We start from the raw sequence: 23,659 nt of genomic DNA on the forward strand, positions 1-23,659 counted from the left end.
CCTCATCAACGCAAGCTGTCCAAAAAATGAACAAACCAGAATCCGAAGGCTCGGGGCCGCGCGTATTGCGCCGCGGGCTGCGCGTGCTGGGCGTGCTGCGGCAGGCGGGGGCGGCGGGCATGCACGTGGTCGACATCGCGCGCGCTGCGGGCATGCAGCGGACCACGGCCTATCGCTATCTCGACGTGCTGGTGCAGGAGGGCTACGCCTTGCGCGAGTCCGAGGCGCCGCGCTGGCGCGTGGCTGAGCTGGGCGTGATGATGGCGGGCGATCCGCATGCGCAGGCTGTGCGCGACCTGCGGCCGGTGCTGCGCCAGATCAGCGACGTCAGCGGCGATTCCGCTTTTCTCATCTGCCGCGCGGGCAACGATTCGCTTTGCCTGCACCGTGAAGTGGGCAACTATCCCGTGCAGGTGCTGGCGGTCACGGTGGGCCACCGCCAGCCGCTGGGCGTGGGGGCGGCCGGGCTGGCGCTATTGGCCGCGCTGCCGCCGGACGAGTCGGAAGAGGTGATTGCGCAGAACGAGCAGGCGCTGCGCGCCTACGGCGGCATGACGGTGGCGCAGATGCGGCGCCTGGTGGAGAACACGCGCGGGCGCGGCTGGTCGGTGGTGGGCAACGCGGCGGTGCCGGGCGTGTTGGGGGTGGGCGTGGCCTTGTGCGACGCGGGCGGATATCCGCGCCTGGCCGTCAGCGTGTCCAGCCTGATCGGCCGCATGCAGGCGGCGCGCCAGCGCAATATCGCCGACCTGATCCGCGCCCAGTTGGCGCAGGATGAGGTCAGGACGCAGCGCTGGGCGCTGCCGGGATTTCCCGCGGCTTAGGCGGCTGCCGGCGTCGGCACGCGGTAGGTCTTCTGGTAATGCACCGTGAAGGTCTTGAACGCGTCCAGGGCCTTGTGCGGATCGTGGCCGGGCTTGACCAGGAAGCTGTCGAAGCCGACGCGCGCCTGGTAGTGGATGGTATCGATCATCACGTCGCCGACCGCGCGCAGTTCGCCTTGCCATTGGTAGCGCGTGCGCAGCAGCTGCGCCAGCGAATAGCCTCGGCCATCGGTGTAGACCGGGAAGTCGACGGCGATGAAGGCGATGCCGGCGGGGTCCAGCGTGCCGTCGGCTTCTGCCAGGTCGCGCAGGTCGGCGTCGGGGTCAAGCAGTACCGCGACCGGATGCTGGTGGCGGCGCAAGGTGGCGCGCGAGATCTTCCAGACGGAAAGCGGCACGATCCAGCCCGGCGCGTCGCCAGGCACCTGGCCTTCGGCGGGGACCTCGGGTTCAGGCGTGAAGACGCGCGAGGCGTCGGCTTCCAGGCGGCCGTTGCGGATCAGGTGCGGGCCGGGGGCGTCGTGCGGATAGATTTCAGACATGGGCGGCCTCGGCTTGCTGCGCGGGTTTGGCGAAGGCGGGATCGGAGTAGACGTCCTGCTTGAAGGGGTCGATGCCGACCCGGTCCACCACGTCGATGAAGCGTTCCTCTTCGCTGTCGCGCAGGCCCAGGTAAGTGCGGATCAGGCGGTCCACCACGCCAGCGACCTGCTCGCGTGCGAACGACGGGCCGATGATGCGGCCGATGGCGGCGCCGCCGCCGCGCGTGGATTCGATATCGGGCAACGGCTTGGCGGCGCCGTTCTGGCGTCCGCCGATGGTGACCTGATACCACTCTTCGCCGGCCTTATCGACCCCGAGGATGCCGATGTGGCCCACGTGATGGTGGCCGCAGGAGTTGATGCAGCCCGAGATGTTCAGGTCCAGCTCGCCGATCTCGAACAGGTAGTCGAGGTTGTCGAACTGGCGCTGGATGGCTTCGGCCACGGGGATGGAGACGGCATTGGCCAGCGCGCAGAAATCCCCGCCCGGACAGGCGATGATGTTGGTCAGCAGGCCGATGTTGGGCGTGGCCAGGTTCAGCGCCTGCAACGTGGTCCAGAGATCGTGCAGGCGCGCGCGGCGCACGTCGGCCAGGATCAGGTTCTGCTCGTGCGAGACGCGCAGTTCGCCGAAGCCGTAGTCGTCGGCCAGGTCGGCTACCGCGTCCATCTGGTCGGCGGTGATGTCGCCCGGGGGCACGCCGGTGGGCTTGAGCGACACGGTGACGGCGGCATAGCCGGCCACCTTGTGCGGATGCACGTTGGTGCGCAGCCAGCGCGCAAAGCGCGGATCGGCGGCGGCCAGCGCGGCGGTGTTGTCCACATCCTGCGCGGCAGCGGCATCGTATTGCGGCCAGACGAAACGGGCCTTGATGCTGTCGACGAATTCCTGGGTGATGGTGTCCGGGCCGCCCTTGATGAGCTGCCACTGTTCATCCACCTGCTGCGCATAGACTTCCGGCGTCAGGTCCTTGACCAGGATCTTGATGCGCGCCTTGTACTTGTTGTCGCGGCGGCCGTGCAGGTTGTAGACCCGCAGCGCGGCCTGCAGATAGGTCAGCAGGTCCTGCCATTCGACGAAGGGATTGATCAGCTTGCCGACGATGGGCGTGCGGCCCAGCCCGCCGCCCACCCAGACGCGAAAGCCCAGCTTGCCGTCGCGTTCGACGGCTTGCAGGCCGATGTCGTGCACGCCCACGGCCGCGCGGTCCTGCACGGCGCCGCTGACCGCGATCTTGAACTTGCGCGGCAGGAAGGCGAACTCCGGGTGCAGCGTGGACCACTGGCGGATGATCTCGCACCAAACCAGCGGATCCACCAGCTCGTCCGGCGCGACGCCGGCGAAGTGGTCGGTGGTGGTGTTGCGGATGCAGTTGCCGCTGGTCTGGATGGCATGCATCTGCACCGTGGCAAGTTCGGCCAGGATGGCCGGCACGTCTTCCAGCTTGGGCCAGTTGAACTGGATGTTCTGGCGGGTGCTGAAATGGCCGTAGCCGCGGTCCCATTTGCGGGCGATGTGCGCCAGCGTGCGCAATTGGCGCGACGCCAGGATGCCGTAGGGAATGGCGACGCGCAGCATGGGCGCGTGGCGCTGGATGTACAGGCCGTTCTGCAGGCGCAAAACGCGGAATTCATCTTCCGTTAGTTGGCCATCGAGGAAGCGGCGCGTCTGGTCGGAGAATTGCGCCACGCGTTGCTCGACTAGCTGCTGGTCGACGGGGTCATACACGTACATGTCTACTGCCCTTGAAGTCTTCTCGGTCTGGATCCCGGCGGTCGCCCGGCGCAATGCGGCAGGAGAAAGGGGTTCATAACCGTAACAGGCAGCTGTAGCGACCGTCTAAGTCATTCTGGTAATAAGATAATGGGGCCCCCACGCTGCACGCGCTTGCGCGCGCTTGCTGCCCCCCGAGGGGGCTGTCCCGCCTTGGGGCGGCCCGGCGGCGGGACGGCCATTCTTGCGGGACGGTGGATTTACAACGCGGCGTTCACCGCCCAGCGCGCGACCAGCACCAGAATGACCACCAGACAAGCCGCCATCAGCAGCCCGGTCAATATCAATGGCGCCGGCTTGTTGTTGGCGATGTCGGCATCGTAGCCCCGTCCGCGGCGCACGCCGAAGAATCCCCACAGCACGGATTTGACCGTGCGCAAGAAACTCAGCATGTTGTCTCTCCTGGCGTCGTGGCGGATAGCGCCAATGTAGGCTGCCGGACGTCGGGGAAACAGATGCAGATCCGCCTTACCTGACCGTATCAGACGCCGAACCGGCCGGGGCGCCGATGCCGCGCACGATGTGGTCCAGCAGTTCGCGCGCGGCGGGGGACACATGGCGGCCGGCGCGGCTCAGTACGTGCAGGCTGCCCTGGTTGAGGATGGGATTGGCCAGCGGCAGGCTGGCCAGGCGCTGGGCGCGCAGGTCGGCCGTGACCGCGATGGGCGGCGTCAGCGCATAGCCGATGCCGGCGGCGGCGAATTGCCACAGTGCCTTGAAGGACGAAGTGGTGAGCACGTTGCGCAGCCTGACCTGTTCGCTGATTTCGGCGGCCTGGATGTGCTGGCGCACGCCGAACCCCTCCTGCATGGACGCGCCGGGATACTCGGCCAGGTCGGTCAGCAGCAGGGGACGGCGCAGCAGCGTCAGCGGGTGGTCCTCGCGCACGATGGCGCGGATGGGTTCGGGCCGCGAATAATGGGTGCGCAGGCGGGCGTCGTTGGGCGGCTGGAACACCAGCCCTATGTAGGCGCGGTCATCGACGATGCGCTGCACGATCTCGGACGTGCGCGCGACGTCGATGTCCAGCGTGACCTCCGGGTGGCTGCGCCAGTAGCCCGGCAGCACGCGTTCGAACATCAGCTCCACGAAGCCCTCGCCCAGCACCAGGTCTATGTGTCCCCGTTCGGCCTTGCGCAAGCTGTCGATCTCGGAGAAGAAGCTCTCCTGGATGTCCTGCTGGCGCTTGATGTAGCGCGCCAGGATGTGGCCCGCGTCGGTCGGCACTACGCCCCGTCCGCGGCGTTCGAACAGGGCGATGCCGCAGTCGCGTTCCAGGGCGGCTATGGCGCGGCTGACGGCGGACGGGTCCATGTCCAGCACTTCGGCGGCGCCGCGCACCGAGCCGCGGCTCATGACCTGCATGAAATAGTGGGTGCGGCGGGCGTCGAGTTTTTCGTCCATGGCGGGGCTCCGTGGCGGGGAGTGCGGCGGCAGATCCACAGATACAATCTAGGGTTTACCCTTGCATGAATCGAGATCATGCAAAATTTTCCCTGGAAAAGCCTGTCCGTTGCATTTTACGCAACGTTTATGCGCCAGCCCTGTCATGGTTGCGCGCCGGGCCCCCGGCGAAAATCGGCCCTGCTGCGCGCGCCGTCGCCGCCGCCGCGCTGCGACGCCCATTGCGGGCGCCGGCCGGCCGGGATCGCGGCGGGCAGCCACGACGACTATTCACGTACTCAGGGGAATCCGATGTCACACGCCAGCGCCAGCCTGGCCGCGCCTTCCATGCCGCTATCCGGGCGCATCCGCATGCTCGCCGCCATCTTGCTGGTGGTTGTCGTTTCGGAGGCGATCGGCAGCGCCACCTTCAACGTAGGCCCGGGCAAGATCATCCTGCAGCCGATGCTGTGGGCCATCTTCATCGGCGCCATCGTGGCCGCCTTGGGCCAGCGCCTGCCGGCGGGCCTGAACATCGACACCGCCATGCAGACCCGCATCAGCGGCTATCTGCAATACGCGCTGCTGCCCTTCCTGGCCAAGCTGGGCCTGATGGTGGGCGGCGCCTTGCCGCAGGTGCGCGAAGCCGGCTGGGCCCTGGTGTTCCAGGAATTCGGCCACTTCTTCGGCACCATGGCCGTCGGCCTGCCGCTGGCGCTGCTGCTGGGCATCAAGCGCGAGGCCATCGGCGCCACTTTCTCGGTGGGCCGCGAGCCCAGCCTGGCCATCATCGGCGAACGCTACGGCATGAACTCGCCCGAAGGCCGCGGCGTGATGGCCGAGTACATCACCGGCACCGTGATCGGCGCGCTGTTCGTGGCGTTGATGGCCGGCTTCATCACCAGCCTGAACATCTTCGATCCGCGCTCGCTCGCCATGGGCGCCGGGGTGGGCTCGGGCAGCATGATGGCCGCCGGCGTGGGCGCGATCGCGTCCCAGCAGACGCCCGAAGTCGCGCACCAGGTGGCCGCGCTGGCCGCCGCCGCCAATCTGCTGACCACGGTGGTGGGCGTGTACTTCACGCTGTTCATTTCGCTGCCGACCACCATCTTCCTGTACGGCAAGCTGGAACCGGTGCTGGGCCGCTTCTCGCGCGGCAAGGCCGAGACCGTCGCCGCTGATGACGAGGTCACGCAGGACGCGCCCGCGCACGGCGTCAAGATGGGCTTCGGCGATCGCCTGACCGCCTATGTCATCTGCGGCCTGTTCGCGCTGGTGGGCAACCGCCTGGGCTACAACGTGCCGTTTGCCGACGCCTTGCCGGGCATGGGCATCATCATCCTGCTGGTCGTCATCACCGACCTGGTGCTGCGCGTGGTGCCCAAGTTGCCCGCCGTGTTCGTGCTGTCGCTGATCGCCATGACCGCGGGCTGCCCCGGCGTGCTGCCGTACTCGGACCAGATCATCGCCATGGTAGGCAAGGTGAACTTCCTGCCGTTCACGACCGTGATCCTGGCCATGGCCGGCCTGTCGATCCTCAAGGACCTGCCGGCGTTCCGCAAGCTGGGCTGGAAGATCGTGGTGGTGTCCCTGGCCGCCAACGCCGGCACCTTCCTGGGCGCGACCATGATCGCGGAATTCTTCCACTGATCGCCGTTCGCTCCCGAATCAAGAACCGCCTGATGCGTCAGGCGGTTTTTTTTGGTCAGGGCGCGAAACCCGGCCGGTAGCGCGCGTTGTCCGTGACGTTCTCGGTCGCGCCGATGTTGGCGACCTTGGGAACGCCCAGGCCCGCCGCCTTCATGGCGACTGCGGTCTGCAGGTCCTGCACTTGCGGATTGCCCATCGCGACGCGGTAGGCCTGCAGCGGCATCAGGCCTTCGATGGTGCCCAGGTCGTTGGCGGAGCCGGCGCGCTGGGCCGCGGGGTCGGGCTGCGCGGCAAAATCCTCAACGGCGCGGCGCATGCGCGATGCCGCGTGCAGGTCGCGTAGCGCGTCCGCATTCGAGGCGTCAAAGACGGCCAGCGCCAATGGCAGACTGTCGCGGTCGCGTTCGACGCGCAGCGCGTGGGCGGCAGCCGTTGCCCGGGCCGCGTGGACGTGGGCCACGCGTTGGGTTTCGGGAAATGCGCGGGTGGCGTCCAGCGCGGCGGAGCGCGCGGGGTAGGGCGCGTCAGCCCGGTGGATGGCGGAGATCGCAGCGACGTTCATGCTGGGCCCCTTCTGGTGATGGCCGGCGGATCGGCCCGCCTGCCGACTTCACTGTAACAGCTGGGGGCGATCCGGGCGAAAAAAAGGCCCCTGCACGCGTCAGGGGCCTAGCGACGCGGCTCGGGGCCGCGCCGTACCAGGGCAGGTGATGGCCAGGGAGCCCGGCGGGTTCTCCCGGCCCTGCGCCTGCCCAAACCGGATCAGGGCTTGGTGGCCTGCATGGACGGACGCTGGCTGAAGGTCTCGTACCAGGCGGCGGTGGCCGGATGTTCGGCGCGCCAGTCCAGGTCGGGGAAGCGGAAGTCCAGATAGCCCAGCGCGCAGCCGATGGTGATGGTGCCGATGTCCAGGCGGCCTGCCAGCGCGGCGGCGTTCTTTTCCACCAGCGCGAGGCCGTCGCGGACCTTGCCCAGCTGGCCCTCGACCCAGCCGTCCCAGCGCAGCGCTTCCGGACGCAGCACGGTTTCGTAGCGGGCCAGCAGTGCCGCGCCCAGCATGCCGTCGGCCATGGACTGTTCCGTCAGCACCTGCCAGCGGGTCTTGCCCGACGGGAACAGCGAACCGCCGCCCAGGTCGTTCAGGTATTCGCAGACCACGCGGCTGTCGTACAGCGCCTGGCCGTCATCCGTGATGAAGGTGGGCACCTGGCCCAGCGGATTGGTGGGGATGATGGTCTGGTCGCGGGCCACGGGGCCGGCTGCGCTCGGCAGCTTCTCGATGCGGTCGGCCAGGCCGAGCTCATGGGCGATGACCATGCATTTGCGCACGAAGGGCGAGGCGGGCGAGTAGAAGATTTTCATGGGGATCCTTGTCGGTGGAGAGGCGTCAGTGTTGTGCATGGGCCAGATGTTGTCCAGCGATCCAGCCGAAGGTCAGGGCGGGACCAAGCGTGATGCCGGGGCCGGGATAGGCGCCGCCCATCACCGACTGCATGTCGTTGCCGGCCACGTAGAGGCCAGCAATGGGCGCGCCCGTGGCGTCCAGGGCCTGGGCATGCGGATTGGCGGCGATGCCGCAAGCGGTGCCGATGTCGCCGGGATAGACCTTGACGGCGTAGTAGGGGCCCGCCGCCAGCGGCGCGAGGCAGGGATTGGGAGCGTGTTCCGGATCGCCCAGGTAGCGGTTGTAGGCGGTCGATCCCTTGCCGAAGTCTGGGTCCTGGCCCTGGGCGGCGTGGGTGTTGTAGCGTTCCACCGTGGCCTGCAGCGCATCGGCGGGCACGCCCAGCCGGGCCGCCAGGGCCGCCAGCGTGCCGGCTTGCAGCAGGTAGCCGGCGTCGATCAGATGCTGGCGCGGCCGGCCCCCTGGCAGCGCCAGGCCCAGGCCCCAGGTGTCGATGAAGCGCTGGTCGCAGATCAGGAAAGCGGGAATGCTGGGCGTCGTGCCATGGCTGCGGTACATGGCCTGCACGAACTCATGGTACGAGGCGGATTCGTTCACGAAACGCCGGCCCGCGCCATTGACCGCGATGAGGCCCGGCTTGGCCCGGTCCCACACCAGGTGCGGGTAATGCAGGGGCTTGCCGTCCGCGGATTCCAGCAGCGAGACCGGCGCCCAGAACGCGGGGCTGGCGTGGCCCGAGCCGAGCGCGGCGCCGGCGGCTTCCGACAGGCGGATGCCGTCGCCGGCGTTGTCTCGCGGCGACATGGACCACAGACCCGTGGGCTGAGGATAGCTCTGCGCGCGGCGCGCCGGATCCCAGGGAAAGCCGCCCGTGGCCATCACCACGCCGCGGCGCGCGCGGATGTTCAACGACTTGCCATTGCGCCGGACCGCGGCGCCCAGCACGCGGCCCGCTGCATCGCGGTGCAGCGCCAGCGCCGGCGTGTCCAGCCAGTATTCGATCTTGCGAGCCAGCATGCCGTGGAACAGCTGCGCGGCCAGCGCATTGCCCAGCAGCAGCCGGGTGCCGCGGCGATAGCCGCGCGCGCGGTCGGCGGCATAGCGCAGCACCAGCTTCATGCTGTGGCGCCAGGCCGCGAACGAACGCGTGGCGCGCAGCAGATGGCGCACGTCGGTGATGTTGACCATCATGCCGCCCAGCACCGTGAATTCCTTCAGGGGATCCCGCAGGAAACGGAAATCGCCGCCGAGCTTGCGGCCGTCGAACTCCAGTGGGTCGAGCGAACGGCCGCCCATCGCGGCGCCGGGCAGGTCGGGGTAGTAATCGGGCGAGGCCGTGCGCGCCGCCAGATCCAGGATGCCGCGCGACACCAGGTAATCCATCATGCGCGGGCCGGCTTCGAGATAGGCGCGCTTCATGTCGTCGGGGGCCGCCGCGCCCACGGTCTGTTCCAGATACGTCCAGACCTTTTCAAAACTGTCCGGATGGCCGGCGGCTTCTGTCTGCGCGTTCAGCGGTATCCACAGCGCGCCGCCTGAGATCGCGGTGGAACCGCCGATGCGGCCGGTCTTTTCCACCAGCAGCACGTCCAGTCCTTCCTCGCGCGCCGTCAGCGCCGCGGCCATGCCGCCCGCGCCCGAGCCGACGACCAGCGCGTCGACTTCCTTGTCCCAAGTAATGCCTTCCATGCTGCCTATGCTCCCGAGCCGCCCAGCGATTTTCCGCCGTCCACGAAGATGACCTGGCCGGTGATGAAGTCCATGTGCGGCGCGGCCAGGAAGGACACGGCATAGGCGATGTCTTGCGGCTGGCCCGCGCGGCCGGTGGGCTGCAGGGCCAGTTGCGCCGCAAGGCGTTCGGGCGTGAGGTTGCGCAAGAGCGGGGTGTCGATGAGGCCGGGGGCGATGGCGTTGACCAGGATGCCGCGCGGGGCCAGTTCCATGGCCGAGGCGCGCGTGTAGCCGACCAAGGCCGCTTTCGAGGCCACGTAGTGCGGGTGGTTCTTTGCGCCCAGGTAGGCGCGCGAGGCGATGTTGACGATCTTGGCGCCCGGCGCCATGTCGCGCGCGGCCTCCTGCGTCAAGGTCGCGACCGCCAGCAGGTTGACGTCAAAGGCGCGGCGGTAGTCGGCGCTGTCCACCTCAAAGAACTTGCGCTCGTCGAAGAGTCCCGCGTTGTTGACCAGCGCGGCCAGCGGCGCAAGCGAACGCGCCAGCGCGCGCGTGGCGGCTTCGTCCGTCAGGTCCACCACGCGGTGTTCCACGTCCAGCCCTTGCGCCCGCAGCGCGTCGGCCTCCTTTTCGGCCAGTTCCGCGTTGCGGTCGGCCATCACGACGCGAAAGCCATCGCGCGCCAGCCGCTCCACGATCGCAAGACCCATGCCGCTAGCGCCGCCCGTAACCAATGCCGTGCCCAGATTCATGATGTTTCCTCACACGGCCAGGTAGCCGCCGTCCACGGGCAGCACCACGCCGTTCACGTAGCTGGCCATGTCCGAGGCCAGGAAAAGGACCGGACCCACGATCTCGTCGGCCCGCCCCGCGCGGGCCATGGGCGCGCGCTGCATGTACCAGTCCGTGCCCTGCGCCTGCGCGCGCTGGCCCGCCGTCATCTCGGTTTCCATCAGGCCGGGAGCCACGGCGTTCACGCGCACGCCATGCGGCGCCAGGTCGCGCGCCAGTACCTCGGTGAACGAGCGCACGCCGCCCTTGGACACCACATAGCCGGCGGTCGAGATGCTGCAGCCGTAGGCCACGATGGAGCACAGATTGACGATGGCGCCGCGCGTGGCTTTCAGCTGTTCGACGAAGGCGTGGGTGACGTTGAACGTGCCTTGCAGGTTCACGCTCATCAGGCGGTCCCAGATCTCGGGCGTCTGGGGATCGTCGAACGGGGCGCGCGCCGAAATCCCAGCGTTGTTGATCAGGATGTCCAGATTGCCGTGTTCGGTGGCGGACCGTTGCGCAAAGTCGCGCACGGCGGCGGCATCCGTCACGTCCAGCACCGCGTCGGCGGCCTTGCCGCCCGCGGCGCGGATGGCTTGCACCGTGGCTGCGGCCAGCGCCGCATCCACATCGGCGACGATGACGGCAGCGCCTTGCCTGGCGAAGCCCAGCGCGATTGCCGCGCCCAGGCCGCGGCCCGCGCCCGTCACGAGCACCCGCTTGTCTTGCATCGATATCATGGTCGGTCCTTTCGGCGCGTCAGGCGCCCAGATAGGCGCGCTGCACGCCTTCGTCGCTGGCGAGCGCGGCGGACTCGCCTTCCAGCGCGATCTCGCCGTTTTCGAGGATGTACGCGTAGCTGGACACCGACAGCGCCAGCTTCACGTTCTGCTCCACCAGCAGGATGGTGATGCCTTGCTCGCGGTTCAGCCGCAGCACGATGTCGAAGATCTGTTCGACCACCAGCGGCGACAGACCCATCGAGGGTTCGTCCAGCAAGATCATGCGCGGGCGCGCCATCATGGCGCGGCCCGTGGCCAGCATCTGCTGTTCGCCGCCGGACAGCGTCGCGGCTTTCTGTTCGTAGCGTTCGCGCAGGCGCGGGAAGGTGTCGCACACCATGTCCAGGTCCTGCCGCACCGCGGCCCGGTCGGTGCGCAGGTAGGCGCCCATCTCCAGGTTCTCGCGCACGCTCATTTCGCGGAAGATCTCGCGGCCTTCCGGCACCTGCACGATGCCGCGTCCGACGATGGCGTCCGCTGCCAGGCGGTGTATGGGTTCGCCCGCAAAGCGCACGCTGCCCGCGGTGGGCGCGACCAGGCGCGAGATCACGTTCAGCGTGGTGGACTTGCCCGCGCCGTTGGCGCCCAGCAGCGCCACGATGGCGCCCTGCGGCACTTTCAGCGATACGTCCTGCAGCGCGCGGATATTGCCGTAGGCGGCCGATACCGCATCGACTTCAAGCAAATAATCAGCCACCGGCCGCTCCCTTGCCCAGATAGGCTTCAATGACCCGCGGGTTGCTGCGCACCTCGGCAGGCGTGCCTTCGGCGATCTTCTCGCCAAAGGACATGACGGTGATGCGATGCGAGATCGACATCACCAGCTGCATGACGTGCTCCACCAGCAGCACCGTGATGCCGTCGCGTTCGCACAGTTCGGTCAGCAGGCGGTCCAGCGTTTCGATTTCGCGGTTGCGCAGGCCGGCCGCCGGTTCGTCCAGCAACAGCAGCTTGGGCGATATGGCCAGGGCGCGCGCCAGCTCCAGCATCTTCTGGCGGCCGAAGTCCAAGCTGCACGCCGGCGTGTCCAGGAAGTCGGCCAGTCCGACGCGCTCCAGCAGGTGCTCGACGCGCTCGCGCGTCTGCGCGGCAGCGGGGCGCAGCAGCTTGCCTGCGCTGTCGGCGCCATGCGCATAGGTGCCCAGCAGGGCGTTTTCGCGCACGCTCAGCGCGCCGAACAGCTCCAGGTTCTGGAAGGTGCGGGCCACGCCCAGCGCCGCCATTTCATGCGGCTTCTTGCGGGTGATGTCCGCGCCGTCGAACCGGATGCTGCCGCTGCTGGGACGGTAATAGCGCGAGATGCAATTGAAGGTGGTGGACTTGCCCGCGCCGTTGGGGCCGATCAGCGCGTGGATGCGGCCGCGCTCGACCTGCATGGACAGGCCGTTGATGGCGGTGAGGCCGCCGAACTTGACGGTCAGGCCTTGCACGTCCAGATAGGGATGGCTGCTCATGCGGCGCTCCTTTGGGTCGGTTTGGCCGCGGCCGGGCGCGTGGCAGAAGGCAAGGGCGCAGCCGGCGCCGGTGCCCGTCCGCGCGCACCTCGGCCGGCGAACAAGCCCTTGGGCGCGAACATCATGAAGCCCATCAGAATGACGCCGTAGATGATTTCCTGGAACGACAGGGCCTGGCGCAGCAGCTCGGAGATCAGGCCGAAGGCCAACGCGCCCGCGATGGCGCCGCGCACCGACCCGATGCCGCCAACCACCACCATCGTCAGGATCAGGATGGTGGTCTGAAAGCCCAGGCTCTCCGGGTGGATGAACGAGGCGAAGGTCGTGTACATGCCGCCGGCGATGCCGGCATAGGCCGCGGACAACGTGAAGGCCGTGCGCTTGATGGCGTTGACGTTCACGCCCATGGCCTGGGCCGCCACGTCGCTCTCGCGCACGGCGCGAAAGGCCGAGCCCAGTTGCGAGCGCGACAGCGCAATGGTGGCCCACAGCAACAGCGCGGCGATCAGCACCACGAAGGGATAGGCCTTGGCGTCCGACACCAGTTCGTAGCCGAACAGCGTGGCCGGCGAGATCCGGAAGCCGTTCGAGCCGTTGGTGACCGATTGCCAGTTCAGGAACACCCACTGCATCGCTTCGCCGAAGGCGAAGGTGGACAGCGCCAGGTAGATGTCGCGCATGCGCAGCGCCAGCGCGCCGATCACATAGCCGAGCACGGCGGCCAGCAGCCCGCCCGCGATGATCGAAATGAAGAAGGGCGGATGCCACAGATTGTTGATGAGGCCCGCGGTATAGATGCCCACGCCGTAGAAGGCGGCGTGCGATAGCGCGAACTGCCCGGTTTCGCCGATGACCAGATGCAGGCCCAGCGCCAACACCACGAACACCATCAGCAGGTTCACCACGTAGATGACATAGCCGCTGGCCGCGAAGGGCAGGATCGCCAGCACGATGGCCATCAGCGCCAGCAGCGCATGGTCTATTTTCTTGCTCATACTTTCTTCACCTGCAGTTTGCCGCCCAAGAGCCCTTGCGGACGCAGCAGCAGCACGACCATGATGGCCACGAAAGGCGCAACCACGATGGCATTGGTCGAAATGAACAGCCCCACCAGGTTCTCGGCCACACCGATCACGAAGCCGCCGACCACCGCGCCAGGCAGGCTGGTGATGCCGCCCACGATGGCCGCGGCGTAGGCCAGGATGGCGATGTGGCCGATGTCGGGAGTGATCAGGATCTTGGGCGTGATGAGCAGCGCCGCGACCGCCGATATCAGGCCGGCCAGCGCCCACACCAGCATGCGGATGCGGGTCAGGTTCACGCCCACCAGCCGGGCGGCCTTGGGATTCATACCCACGGCGCGCATGGCGCGGCCGACCCGGGTATAGGTGAACATGCCGAAAAGCAGCAGCATCACCGTCACGGCGACCGCGAAGATCACCAGGTCCAGCTGGGTCAGCACCGCGTCGCCGATGATGATGGCGTCGGTTGATGCCAGCGGCGGCAACGAGCGCGGCGTGTCGCCCAGGCCGGTCTGGCGCACCAGGCCCTTGAGCGCATAGGCCAGGCCCAGCGTGGCGATCACCATCTGCACGCCCACGCCCTTGGAGGCGATGACGCGCTCCATCACGACGCGCTGGAACAGGCCGGACAGGATGGCCACGGCGGCGAGCGTGATGGGAATGACGACGAGATAAGGCCAGCCCATTACCAGGGTGAGGAACAGGGCGATGTAGCCGCCGACCATGAAGATCTCGCCCTGGGCGAAATTGGGCACGTCGGTGGTCTTGAAAATGATCACTACGGCGACCGCCAGCAGCGCGTACACGCTGCCCGTCACCAGTCCCGACAGCACCCCCTGCTGCAGGAACAGCCAGATATCGGCAAAGCTCATGATGTTCTCCGGCAGCCCGCGCGCTGCTGCGCCAGCGCGCGGGCCAGGCCCAAGGCGGGCCGCTGATTTACTTCTGGTACTGCCAGACGCTCTTGAAGGCGCCGGGCACGAGCGACATGTTGGTGCCGTCGAACTTGATGTAGATGGCGGATTCCTGCGCCGCGCGGTCGTTCGGGCCGAACTCGATCGGACCGGCCATGACGCCGGAGTCGAACTTCATGGTTTCCAGCGCCTGCAGCACTTTTTCGCGGGTGGGCTGCGGGCCGGCGGCCTTGAGCGCGTTGACCACCGCCATCGCGGGCGGCAGGCCGTAAGGCATGTAGGTCTGCGGATGGCCCGGCTTGGCGGCCAGGTCGGGGTAGGCCTGCTTGTACATGTCGTACACCCAGGTCAGCTTGGCGCCGCCCGGCACGTCGGACAGCACTTCCTGGATGTAGACGTTCTTGAAGGCGTCCTTGTTGCCCACGTTTTCCACCAGTTGCTTCAGGTCGGCCGTGCCGTTCACCGCCAGGACGATAGGCTTGTTCCAGCCCAGTTCCTGTGCCTTCTTGATGATGAGCGCGGCGGGGCGGGCGTATGTCGTCAGCAGAAGCACGTCGGCGTTGGCGGCGCGGATCTTCAGCATGGGCGCGGTCACGTCGGTGATGTTCGGGTTCACCGACTGGACTTGCAGCGATGCGTCGCCCAGCTGCTTGACCTGGGCCTGCGCGGCCTCCAGGTTCCAGCCGCCGTAGGCGTCGTCATGGTTGATGTAGCCGATCTTCTTGGCCTTAAGGTGCTCGGCGGCGAACTGCACCATCGAGCCGCCCACGGCGTGCTGGGAGATGGAGAAGGCGCCGTAGATGTACTTGGACGGCGGATACAGCGCGCCGTCGCCCGAGGCGTTGAGCATGACCAGCGGCACCTTTTCGCGTTCCACGTATTCGCGCGAGGCCACCACCGCGGCCGAGCAGGAACCGCCGTTCAGCAGGAACACCTTGTCCTGTTCGTTCAGCTTCTTCACCGCGGCGACCAGGTCGTTGGCGTTGCAGCGGTCGTCCTCGATCACCAGTTCGATCTGGCGGCCGTGCACGCCGCCTTCCTTGTTGACCTTGGCGTACCACATCTTGGCGGCGTTCAGCACGTCAAAGCCGTAGGCCATGCCGCTGCCGGACAAGGGCGCGAACAGACCGATCTTGATGGTCTTGTCGGTGATGCCCGGTTCCTGCTGCGCTTGCGCGCCCGTGCTCAGCGCCCATGCGCATAGCGCGGCGGCGGCTGCGTAGCGACTGCTTTTCTTCATCTTTGTCTCCCGTTCTTTTTTGATGCGCGCCTTTGTTTGGGTGTGGCGCTTTGCTGCGTTGCCGGCCTGGCCGCCGGAATGCCTTACTGCATGCGGTAGCCGCCGTTGACGTCGATGACGCTGCCGGTGATGTAGCCGGCTTCTTCGGACGCCAGGAAGCGCACGGAGGCCGCGACATCGTCCACGGTGCCGATGCGGCCCAGCGGAATGGCCTGCGCCGCGGCGGCCAGCGCGCCGCTGCTTGTGACGGTGCTGCGCAGCATGTCGGTGTCGATGAGGCCGGGGGCAATGCCGTTGACCGTCACGCCCAGGTGCGCGGATTCGCGCGCCATGGCCTTGGTCAGGCCCAGCACCGCGGACTTGGCCGCGATGTAAGACGCGCTGGAGCGGTAGCCGCCCAGCTGCGCCGCAACCGAGGTGAACGTGACGATGCGGCCGTGCGCCAGCGGCGCGGCCTCGCGCCGGCGCAGGTAGGCGCGGCCGCACAGGAACACGCCGCGGGCGTTGACGGCGAAGCTGCGTTCCCAGATGTCCAGCGAGGTGTCCTTGATGAGCGGGCGTTCGCCGTTTTCCTGGAACAGCAGCAGGCCGGCGGCGCTGACGAGCACGGCGATGGGGCCGTGCTGCGCTTCGATCTGTTCGAACGCGTTTTCGACCGAGGACTCATCGCTGACGTCGAAGGCGAGCGACGCGTGCGGCGCGCCCAGCTCGTCGGCCACGCGGCGGGCGCGCCCGGCGTCCACGTCCGAGACGACGACGCGCAAGCCGGCGCTGGCCAGTTCCTGGCAGATGCGGGCGCCTATGCCGCCGCCGCCGCCCGTGACGAGCGCAAGACGGGGAGCCGGGCCCTTGCCGGCCGGCGTGGATACATTGGACATGCTGTCTCCTGGTAGCGTGCTGTCCGCCTAGGGTGGGACCTGGCCGCTGGTTTGAATTTTTTGCGATTATGTATACATGGATGATTCGCAGGTATAGGGGCTTACCCGGAGTGTTGCTTGATTTACATCGTGTTTTACGGAGATGTTCCGAAAACTAATAAGGCGCATGACGCCCTATGTATTCTTCATGTATACAATGCGGCTATGGACACGCTATCTCAACACGTTACCGACACGCTGCGGGACTGGGTGCTGCACGGCAAGTTCAGCCCTGGCGCCCGCCTGGAAGAAATCCCGCTGGCGGAAAAACTGGGGGTGTCGCGCACGCCGGTGCGCGCGGCGCTGGCGACGCTGGGCAATGAAGGCTTGCTGGAGCATCTGCCCAAGCGCGGCTACACGGTGCGCGCCTACGACATCGGCGAAATCGTGGCGGCCTACGAGGTGCGCGCGGCGCTGGAAGGGCTGGCCTGCCGGCAGGCGGCCTTGCGCGGGCTATCGAACGACGCCGTGGCGGTGCTGAAGAATTGCCTGGACGAAGGGGACCGGATCCTGGGCAAGGGGGTCTTGCTGGCCGAGGACCATCTGCCGTATCAGCAGGTGAACATCACCTTGCACAACGGCATCCTGGAAGCGGCGGGCAACCCCTGGGTGCGGCGCTTCGCGACGCAGGCGCAGGCTATCCCCTACGCCTCGGACCGGATCATCCTGTGGGAAGACCACGGGATCATCCTGCGATCGCATGACGACCATCACCGCATCGTCAATGCGATCATCGCCCGCGACGGCGCGCGGGCCGAGGATCTGATGCGCGAACACGTGTACTACGCGGGCATCATCCTGAAGAACAACTACGAGAGGCTGGCGCAGGCGTACCGGGTGTAAGGCCCGCCCGCGGTCCAACCTCAGGCTGCGGCCGCAGGCGCCTCGAGGCAGGGATTGAATTCGCCGGTGGCGGGGTCGCGCAGGTACAGCAGGCCGGTGGCCACGCCGAAGTAGGTGCCGTGCAGTTCCAGTTCGCCCTTTTCGACGCGGCGGCGGATGGAGGGGAAGGTCATCAGGTTGTTCAGGCTGTGCTCGACCACGGCCAGTTCCAGGCGCTTCAGGTTGGCCTGGCGGTCGCCGGTGCCGGGGCCCAGGCGTTCGGCCACGGGTTCGATCTGCGACATCCACTTGCCGATGAAATCGCCTTTGGTCAGGGGCTTGGCGTCGTCGAAGAACGAGCGGATGCCGCCGCAGGAAGCATGGCCCAGCACCACGATGTGCTTGACGTTCAGGCCGTTGACCGCGAATTCGATCGCGGCGCTGGTGCCGTGGTACGAGGATTCCGAGTCAGGGTCACAGGGCGGGACCAGGTTCGCGACGTTGCGCACGACAAACATTTCGCCGGGGCCGGCGTCGAAGATGACTTCAGGCGACACGCGGGAGTCGCAGCACCCGATGATCAGGATTTCCGGGTTTTGCCCCGATTCGGCCAGCTTCTGGTATCGGCTGCTTTCCGAAGGGAAACGGCCCCCCAGGAAAGATTGATAGCCTTCGGTAAGTCTTTTTGGAAACATGATCTTTTCTTCCTCGTAGCTGGAGCCAGGCGTGCTGGCGCGTCGGCGCACGCAACAAGGGGCTTCGTGTGGAAGCCCCTTTTATTGAGTCGACGAACGGAATTTTCCCATATTTGACCTTGCGCCACGCTGTCTAAACCCTGAAGTAATCAGGGTTTTTTCCGGCAGGCGGGCCATAACGGGCGCCTGGCGGGCGCCTAGCGGGCGTCGACGTCCAGCGCGGTGACGCGGGCGAATTGCAGCGGCGTGACGGCCCGGATCTGCTTGATCTGGCCGGGCGCCAGCGGGCCGATGACGTCGTCGCGAACGCGGCCGATCTCGCGGCCCTGCGAGTCGTACAGCACGAAGGTCAGCATGGCGCTGTTGATGTGCCGCGCCGACTGGTTGGACAGCAGGCCGGTGATGGCCGACACGTTCTGGTTGACGTCGCGCACGGCCTGGACATTGCCCAGCGTGACGCCGTAGACCAGGCTCTGCGCGCCGGCGGCGCCGGACAGGCCGGCAAGCAGCGCGAACGAAGCAAGGGCAAGTTTCATCATGGTCTCCTGTGCAGCCGCGCAGTCGGACGCCGTTCGGGTCCGCAGGGCGGTCAATGCCTCCTCTACCTTGGGGGCATGCTTATCTCACACCTTTCCCGCCGTGTACACAACGGGGCAAAGGGATGAATGGGTAACAGGGTGCTTGGATTGGTCGCAAATTCGCCTGCGTGGATGGCCTGTCCACGAGGGAAGCGGCCGGTGGTTTCAGGGGCATGTAAGGCCTTGGCGATTCTTGACTTTCCGCACTCTTGCGCAGGGTTCGGGTTTGTTCGATCATGACCGGGCCGGCGATTGGGCCGGCGGATCGTGCGGCCCGCCTTTGCGACTGAGTCCAGGCGCGCGGGCGCCAAGGGAGGAACCCATGCTTTCCCGTACCAGCCAGTTGGCCTCGGCCTTTCTGTTGACCGCTTGTTTTGCTGGCGCAGCCCTTGCCCAGACCCCCGCAGCTCCCGCCACCGCCAAGACGCCTACGCCGCAACAGCAGCGCATGGCCGACTGCAACAAGTCCGCTGAAGGCAAGAAGGGCGACGACCGCAAGGCCTACATGAGCAGCTGCCTGAAGGGCGAAACCGCCGCGCCCGCCAAGGAACTCACGCCGCAGCAGCAGAAGATGAAGGACTGCAACGCCAAGGCCACCTCGCAGCAACTGACCGGCGACAAGCGCAAGACCTTCATGAGCACCTGCCTGAAAGGCTGATGCCGAAGCAACGCGTCATCTCGCGAAGAAAAATCGCCAGCCCGTGAACCGGCTGGCGATTTTTTTGCATGAGGCGCCTCTCAGCCGCCGGAACGTCCCGGCCCCTGCAAGCGCCCCAGCACGCTTTCCAGCGCCAACCCGACCGCCAGCACCTTGCGGTCCTCGCCCGGCAGCCCGTCGACTTCCAATCCCACCGGCAGTCCGTCCGCTGCCAAGCCCGCAGGCACGCTCAGCCCCGGCAGGCCGGCGTTGCTGCCCGGATCGACGTTGCGCGCCAGGCGGCCGAAGCTCTCGAAGCTGCTGGCCTCGGGCGTGGCGGCCATCGGCGGGATCGGCACGGTGGGAAACAGCAGGCCGTCCAGCGCATGCTCCTGGAACGCGCGGCGGTACACGCCGATGAGCTCGTCGCGGTGCGTCGCCATGGCGCGTTCATAAAGCGGCTGCAGCGGCAGCGCCTCGCCGGAGGGCAGGGGCAGCACGCCAGGCACGATGAGGCCGTCGAAAATTCCTTTGACGTCCGGGCTGGAAATTTGCGCCACCACCTGTTCGAAGCTGAGGCCCGTGCCGTAGCGGCTGAGATAGTCGGTCAGGTCGCCCTTCTGTTCGTACAGGCAGACCGGCATGCCGACCGCGGCGTTGCTGGCTTCCAGGCCCGGCATTTCCAGTTCGACCAGTTGCACGCCGGCCGCGCGCAGCTTGGCCAGCGCGGCATCCGTGACGGCCTGCACCTGCGGATCCAGGTCCTTCCAGAAGTAGTCGCACAGGCCCAGGCGCATGCCGGCAGGCGGCAGGGCGGACAAGGGCTGGCGGTCGCCCGTCAGCACCGCGTCCAGCAGCACGATGTCGTCCATGCTGTTGGCGATGGGCCCCGGCGTATCGCGGGTGTGCGAGATCGGTGTGATGCCGGCGCCGTCGTAGCGGCCCACCGACGGGCGAAAGCCCACCGCGCCGTTCACCGCCGCAGGCAGGCGCACCGAGGCGCCCGTGTCCGTACCCAGCGCGGCCGGCGTCAGGTGCGCGCCCACCGCCGCGCCGCTGCCCGAGGACGAGCCGCCAGCGATCAGGCGCGCGTCATAGGCATTGCGCGTGCCCTCGCCGTGCGCGCCGGGAAAGGCGGTGTTGTACCCCGACACGCCGAAGGCCAGTTCATGCATGTTGGTCTTGCCCACGATGACGGCGCCCGCCTCGCGCAGGCGGCGCACCACCGGTGCGTCCTCGGCCGGACGGAAATTCTTCAAGGCGGGCGTGCCGGCCGTGTTGGGCAGGCCGGCAACGTGGATGTTGTCCTTGATGGCGATGGGCACGCCCGCCAGTGGCAGCGCGGCCTGGTCCGCCTGGCCGCGGGCGGCATCCCGGGCGCGGGCCTGGGCCAGCGCGCCTGCGCGGTCCACGGTGATGAAGGCGTTGAGATCGGCGCGCGCCTCGATGCGGTCCAGGCAGGCCTGGGTCAGCGCAACGCTGGTGAGGCGGCCCTGCCGGATCAGGGCCGCGGCCTCGGTGACGGTCAGGTCCGCAGGGGACGCGGCGGGCAATGACTGTTTGGACGTATCGGACATGACGCTTCCTTACCTGTGCGGGATTCTGTCGAATCCGTACCTATACAGGGGGAAGCGGGCGCTGTCGAGCAGGTCCCGCCGCCGCTGCAGGAATCAGCCCGGCTTTCTCACCACGATGGTCGCCGTGTCGCTGGTGAAGGATGCGTCGTCCTGCACCTCGAAGTGCGCGCGCACCACGTCCGGCGCGATGCCGAACATGTGGCGCAGCGCCGCCACCAGCGTCTCCGGGGTGCGCATGCGCACAACCCAGGACTGGAACTCCAGCGGCAGGCGGCGCGGCGTCAGACCCTGCAGGGTGAAGCCGGCCTCGGTCAGCATGCGGGTCCACTCGGCGACCGAGTAGTCGCGCACGTGCGAGGTGTCGCGCAGCACCTCGATGGTCTGCAGCCACGTATCCAGGAGCGGCTCGCCCGGCGACACCACGTCGGCGAACACGGCGATGCCGCCCGGCTTCAGCACGCGGAAGGCTTCCCGCAGGCCGCGCCCGGCGTCCTGCCAGTGGTGGGTGGAGTAGCGCGACATCACCAGGTCGAACTCGCCGTCGCCGAAGGGCAGGTACTCCGCCTTGCCCTGGCGGGTGGCCAGATTGGCCAGCCCGCGCTTGGCGGCCTCGCCGGCGACCACGTCCAGCATCTGCTGCGACAGGTCATAGGCGGTGACGTGTTTGACCTGCGGCGCCACGTGAAAGCTCACGTGGCCGCCGCCACAGCCCAGGTCCAGCAGCCGGGCTTCGGGATGCTGCGCGGCGATGTCGGCCATCTGCAGCAGGTCTTCGCCCTGCGCGTGTACGGCGCTGGTCAGATAGTCGGTCGCGCGCGGGCTGAATTGGCGGTCGACGGCGGCGTCATGGGTACTGGCGGTCATGGGAATCCTTGGGTGGCTGGGGCCGGTACAAGGGCGGAAAGCATTTGGAAGCGGCGGCCCAGGCGCTAAGATAGGCGGCCGCCCATACACGTACAAGTCCATTGCTCATCCTGGTATGACTACTTCCCCCCAAGCCGGCGCCGCCGGTCACGAAGGCTCCCCCCTGCGCCGTCAGGCGCTGGGCGAATTCGTGCGTAGCGCCCGCTCCCGCATCACGCCCCAGATGGCCGGCCTGCCCGAAGGCATGCGCCGCCGCACCCCCGGACTGCGGCGCGAGGAAGTCGCCCAGCTTTGCGGCATCAGCGTCACCTGGTACACCTGGATCGAACAGGGGCGGGAAGTGTCGGTATCGCCCTCGGTCTGGTCGCGCATCGCGGGCGTGCTGCAACTGGCCCGCGCCGAACGCGCGTATCTGTTCGACCTGGCCGACTGCGCCGACCCTCAGCATGCCCGCGACGACGCCGGCGCGCCGGGTCCCTTGCAGGAATGCGTGAACGCGATCAACGCCCCGGCCTACGTGCTGGACCGCGCCTGGAATGTGCTGGCCTACAACGAGCCCCTGCGCGACCTGTTCGACAACTGGCCGGCGCGCGATGCCGAGCCCAACCTGCTGCGCTATATCTTCCTGGACCCCGCCGCCCGCGAGCTGGTGGTGGATTGGGACCAGCGCGCTCGCCGCGTGGTGGCGGAATTCCGCGCCGACGCCGGCGCGCATCTGGACGAGCCGGCCGTGCTGGCGCTCTTGGACAACCTGAACCGGCAAAGCCCGGTGTTCGCCCACTGGTGGACGCGCCACGCGGTGGTCGAGCGCGAAGGCGGCCTGCGTGAGTTCCAGCATCCGGGCCGCGGCAAGCTGGCTTACCAGCAGATCACGTTCCGGCTGGCGACGCATCCGGACCTGAAGCTGGTGATCTTGTTGGGCGGGGGCGCGCAGCCCTGAAAGATCAGCCCTTGAACAGGCTGTCCTGCATCCCGGCTTCGACCAGTCCTTGCAGCAGTTTTTTCACCGGCGCCGGCAGCGCCATCGACGGCAGTTCATCCGCCGGCACCCAGCGCTCCGGCCTTGCGGACTCGCGCAGCCCGGCTGCGCGCACCGGCACCAGCCAGGGCCGGATGTGCAGGCGGTAGTGCGTGAAGGTGTGGGCGAAGGCCGCCAGCTCGAAGCGCTGTTCAGGCTCCAGGCCCAGCGCGCGGGAAGCGCTGTCGGGGTCTTGCGACACGTCGAATTCGGGCAGGCTCCACAGTCCGCCCCAGATGCCGGGTTCGGGCCGCTGCTGCAGCAGGAAGGCGCCTTGGTGCCGCAGGACCAGCATACAGGTCTCGCGTTCGGGGATCGCCTTGCGCGCCTTGGGCGTGGGCAGTTCGGCCTGGCGGCCTTCGCGCTTGGCCACGCAGCTGTCCGCCACGGGGCAGGCCTCGCACGCGGGCTTGCCGCGCGTGCATAGCGTGGCGCCCAGATCCATCAGCCCCTGCGTGTAGGCGGCCATGTCCAGGCCGGGCGCGGCCTCGACCTGCGCATCGGCCAGCGCCCACAGCCTCTGTTCGATTTCACGCTTGGCGGGATCGCCGGCGATGCCGAAGTGCCGCGTGAATACGCGTTTGACGTTGCCGTCCAGGATGGGCGAGCGCTCGCCGTAGGCGAACGCGGCGATGGCGGCGGCGGTGGAACGGCCGATGCCGGGCAGCGTGGCGATGGCTTCGGCCGTGGGCGGGAAACGTCCGTCCCAGTCGCGCGCGATTTCTTGCGCGCAGCGGTGCAGGTTGCGGGCGCGGGCGTAGTAGCCCAGTCCGGCCCAGTAGGGCATCACGTCTTCCTGCGCGGCCGCCGCCAGCGCGGCGACGTCCGGAAAGCGCTGCAGGAAGCGTTCGTAATAGGGAATGACCGTCGCCACCTGCGTCTGCTGCAGCATGATCTCGGAGAGCCAGATGCGGTAAGGATCCCGGGTGTTTTGCCAGGGGAGATCGTGGCGGCCATGGCGGCGCTGCCAGTCGACGATACGAGGGGCGAAGTCCATGGCGGCAATTATCGCATCGCCCTATTGCCCGGGTTGGGGCTAGCGGTTACAAACAATGGAAACAGAAGCGCGCCAGCGCCCGCAATTCACGTCCCTTGCTCGCCCGCGTGCGCTTCAAG

The 23,659-nt window shown here is 67.6% G+C and carries 25 protein-coding genes; 5 read left to right on the plus strand and 20 right to left on the minus strand.

What is annotated here, in order from left to right:
* The first annotated feature begins 26 nt into the window (after window positions 1–26).
* Window positions 27–824 carry an IclR family transcriptional regulator gene (locus tag HV766_RS01845; protein ID WP_054454964.1) on the plus strand — a complete coding sequence of 266 codons (798 nt, stop codon included), beginning with the start codon at window positions 27–29 and terminating at the stop codon, window positions 822–824.
* Here the strand turns inward: HV766_RS01845 and HV766_RS01850 are convergent.
* The 4 genes from HV766_RS01850 to HV766_RS01865 form a co-directional block, all read right to left on the minus strand.
* Entirely contained in the window at window positions 821–1,366 is a 546-nt protein-coding gene (locus HV766_RS01850; RefSeq protein WP_175180444.1) for a DUF934 domain-containing protein, read from the minus strand. The genes HV766_RS01845 and HV766_RS01850 overlap by 4 nt on opposite strands.
* Window positions 1,359–3,101: a nitrite/sulfite reductase gene (locus HV766_RS01855; RefSeq protein WP_175159681.1), complete on the minus strand. Its 1,743-nt coding sequence runs from the start codon at window positions 3,099–3,101 to the stop codon at window positions 1,359–1,361. Before HV766_RS01855 ends, HV766_RS01850 begins: the two co-directional genes overlap by 8 nt.
* Before the next feature lie 239 nt (window positions 3,102–3,340).
* Window positions 3,341–3,532 (minus strand): DUF2970 domain-containing protein, encoded by a 192-nt coding sequence (locus HV766_RS01860; RefSeq protein ID WP_013391270.1) that lies wholly within the window; start codon window positions 3,530–3,532, stop codon window positions 3,341–3,343.
* Between the two features lie 76 nt (window positions 3,533–3,608).
* Window positions 3,609–4,544, minus strand: coding sequence for a LysR family transcriptional regulator (locus HV766_RS01865; protein WP_054454956.1), 936 nt, complete (start codon window positions 4,542–4,544; stop codon window positions 3,609–3,611).
* 291 nt (window positions 4,545–4,835) lie between these two features.
* Between HV766_RS01865 and HV766_RS01870 the strand changes: the two genes are divergently transcribed.
* On the plus strand, window positions 4,836–6,173 hold the full coding sequence (locus HV766_RS01870) for a DUF3100 domain-containing protein (protein WP_054454954.1): 1,338 nt from the start codon (window positions 4,836–4,838) through the stop codon (window positions 6,171–6,173).
* Window positions 6,174–6,228: 55 nt separating this feature from the next.
* Here HV766_RS01870 and HV766_RS01875 read toward each other — a convergent pair whose 3' ends face one another.
* The 11 genes from HV766_RS01875 to HV766_RS01925 all read right to left on the minus strand — a co-directional run bounded on the left by HV766_RS01875 (window position 6,229) and on the right by HV766_RS01925 (window position 16,313).
* Window positions 6,229–6,735 carry a hypothetical protein gene (locus tag HV766_RS01875; RefSeq protein WP_175180445.1) on the minus strand — a complete coding sequence of 169 codons (507 nt, stop codon included), beginning with the start codon at window positions 6,733–6,735 and terminating at the stop codon, window positions 6,229–6,231.
* A 200-nt stretch (window positions 6,736–6,935) separates the two neighbouring features.
* Window positions 6,936–7,535 (minus strand): glutathione S-transferase, encoded by a 600-nt coding sequence (locus HV766_RS01880; RefSeq protein WP_054454949.1) that lies wholly within the window; start codon window positions 7,533–7,535, stop codon window positions 6,936–6,938.
* 25 nt (window positions 7,536–7,560) lie between these two features.
* Window positions 7,561–9,267, minus strand: coding sequence for an FAD-binding protein (locus HV766_RS01885; RefSeq protein WP_119452185.1), 1,707 nt, complete (start codon window positions 9,265–9,267; stop codon window positions 7,561–7,563).
* Between the two features lie 5 nt (window positions 9,268–9,272).
* Window positions 9,273–10,001 (minus strand): SDR family NAD(P)-dependent oxidoreductase, encoded by a 729-nt coding sequence (locus tag HV766_RS01890; RefSeq protein WP_054454945.1) that lies wholly within the window; start codon window positions 9,999–10,001, stop codon window positions 9,273–9,275.
* Window positions 10,002–10,010: 9 nt separating this feature from the next.
* The gene (locus tag HV766_RS01895) at window positions 10,011–10,763 is read right to left on the minus strand and encodes an SDR family NAD(P)-dependent oxidoreductase (RefSeq protein WP_175180446.1); all 753 of its coding nucleotides are present in this window, start codon (window positions 10,761–10,763) and stop codon (window positions 10,011–10,013) included.
* A 19-nt stretch (window positions 10,764–10,782) separates the two neighbouring features.
* On the minus strand, window positions 10,783–11,502 hold the full coding sequence (locus HV766_RS01900; protein WP_119452187.1) for an ABC transporter ATP-binding protein: 720 nt from the start codon (window positions 11,500–11,502) through the stop codon (window positions 10,783–10,785).
* Window positions 11,495–12,259, minus strand: coding sequence for an ABC transporter ATP-binding protein (locus HV766_RS01905; RefSeq protein ID WP_054454939.1), 765 nt, complete (start codon window positions 12,257–12,259; stop codon window positions 11,495–11,497). Before HV766_RS01905 ends, HV766_RS01900 begins: the two co-directional genes overlap by 8 nt.
* A complete protein-coding gene (locus HV766_RS01910) occupies window positions 12,256–13,254 on the minus strand; it encodes a branched-chain amino acid ABC transporter permease (RefSeq protein ID WP_054454937.1) in 999 nt (332 codons plus the stop codon). Before HV766_RS01910 ends, HV766_RS01905 begins: the two co-directional genes overlap by 4 nt.
* Window positions 13,251–14,153 carry a branched-chain amino acid ABC transporter permease gene (locus HV766_RS01915; protein ID WP_054454934.1) on the minus strand — a complete coding sequence of 301 codons (903 nt, stop codon included), beginning with the start codon at window positions 14,151–14,153 and terminating at the stop codon, window positions 13,251–13,253. The genes HV766_RS01910 and HV766_RS01915 overlap by 4 nt, the downstream gene beginning before the upstream one ends.
* A gap of 67 nt (window positions 14,154–14,220) precedes the next feature.
* Window positions 14,221–15,435 (minus strand): ABC transporter substrate-binding protein, encoded by a 1,215-nt coding sequence (locus HV766_RS01920; protein ID WP_054454932.1) that lies wholly within the window; start codon window positions 15,433–15,435, stop codon window positions 14,221–14,223.
* A gap of 83 nt (window positions 15,436–15,518) precedes the next feature.
* Window positions 15,519–16,313: an SDR family NAD(P)-dependent oxidoreductase gene (locus HV766_RS01925; protein WP_175180447.1), complete on the minus strand. Its 795-nt coding sequence runs from the start codon at window positions 16,311–16,313 to the stop codon at window positions 15,519–15,521.
* A gap of 204 nt (window positions 16,314–16,517) precedes the next feature.
* Here HV766_RS01925 and HV766_RS01930 point away from each other — a divergent pair, with 204 nt between their 5' ends.
* Window positions 16,518–17,195 (plus strand): GntR family transcriptional regulator, encoded by a 678-nt coding sequence (locus HV766_RS01930; protein ID WP_013391284.1) that lies wholly within the window; start codon window positions 16,518–16,520, stop codon window positions 17,193–17,195.
* A 20-nt stretch (window positions 17,196–17,215) separates the two neighbouring features.
* On the opposite strand, the gene HV766_RS01935 is transcribed toward HV766_RS01930, so the two are convergent.
* On the minus strand, window positions 17,216–17,869 hold the full coding sequence (locus HV766_RS01935; RefSeq protein ID WP_054455866.1) for a carbonic anhydrase: 654 nt from the start codon (window positions 17,867–17,869) through the stop codon (window positions 17,216–17,218).
* 197 nt (window positions 17,870–18,066) lie between these two features.
* On the minus strand, window positions 18,067–18,405 hold the full coding sequence (locus HV766_RS01940) for an FxLYD domain-containing protein (protein ID WP_119452189.1): 339 nt from the start codon (window positions 18,403–18,405) through the stop codon (window positions 18,067–18,069).
* 364 nt (window positions 18,406–18,769) lie between these two features.
* On the opposite strand from HV766_RS01940, the gene HV766_RS01945 reads away from it, so the two are divergent.
* Entirely contained in the window at window positions 18,770–19,105 is a 336-nt protein-coding gene (locus HV766_RS01945) for a PsiF family protein (protein WP_059377545.1), read from the plus strand.
* Between the two features lie 80 nt (window positions 19,106–19,185).
* Here HV766_RS01945 and iaaH read toward each other — a convergent pair whose 3' ends face one another.
* Window positions 19,186–20,661 carry an indoleacetamide hydrolase gene (gene iaaH / locus HV766_RS01950; protein ID WP_175180448.1) on the minus strand — a complete coding sequence of 492 codons (1,476 nt, stop codon included), beginning with the start codon at window positions 20,659–20,661 and terminating at the stop codon, window positions 19,186–19,188.
* A gap of 93 nt (window positions 20,662–20,754) precedes the next feature.
* Window positions 20,755–21,525 (minus strand): class I SAM-dependent methyltransferase, encoded by a 771-nt coding sequence (locus tag HV766_RS01955; protein ID WP_175180449.1) that lies wholly within the window; start codon window positions 21,523–21,525, stop codon window positions 20,755–20,757.
* A gap of 115 nt (window positions 21,526–21,640) precedes the next feature.
* Between HV766_RS01955 and HV766_RS01960 the strand changes: the two genes are divergently transcribed.
* Window positions 21,641–22,465 carry a helix-turn-helix transcriptional regulator gene (locus tag HV766_RS01960; protein ID WP_054459416.1) on the plus strand — a complete coding sequence of 275 codons (825 nt, stop codon included), beginning with the start codon at window positions 21,641–21,643 and terminating at the stop codon, window positions 22,463–22,465.
* 4 nt (window positions 22,466–22,469) lie between these two features.
* Here HV766_RS01960 and mutY read toward each other — a convergent pair whose 3' ends face one another.
* Window positions 22,470–23,540: an A/G-specific adenine glycosylase gene (gene mutY, locus HV766_RS01965; protein WP_175180450.1), complete on the minus strand. Its 1,071-nt coding sequence runs from the start codon at window positions 23,538–23,540 to the stop codon at window positions 22,470–22,472.
* Window positions 23,541–23,659 lie beyond the last annotated feature (119 nt).

This window comes from Achromobacter aegrifaciens (genome assembly GCF_902859735.1).
In the GTDB taxonomy this organism is placed as follows: Bacteria; Pseudomonadota; Gammaproteobacteria; order Burkholderiales; family Burkholderiaceae_B; genus Achromobacter; species Achromobacter aegrifaciens.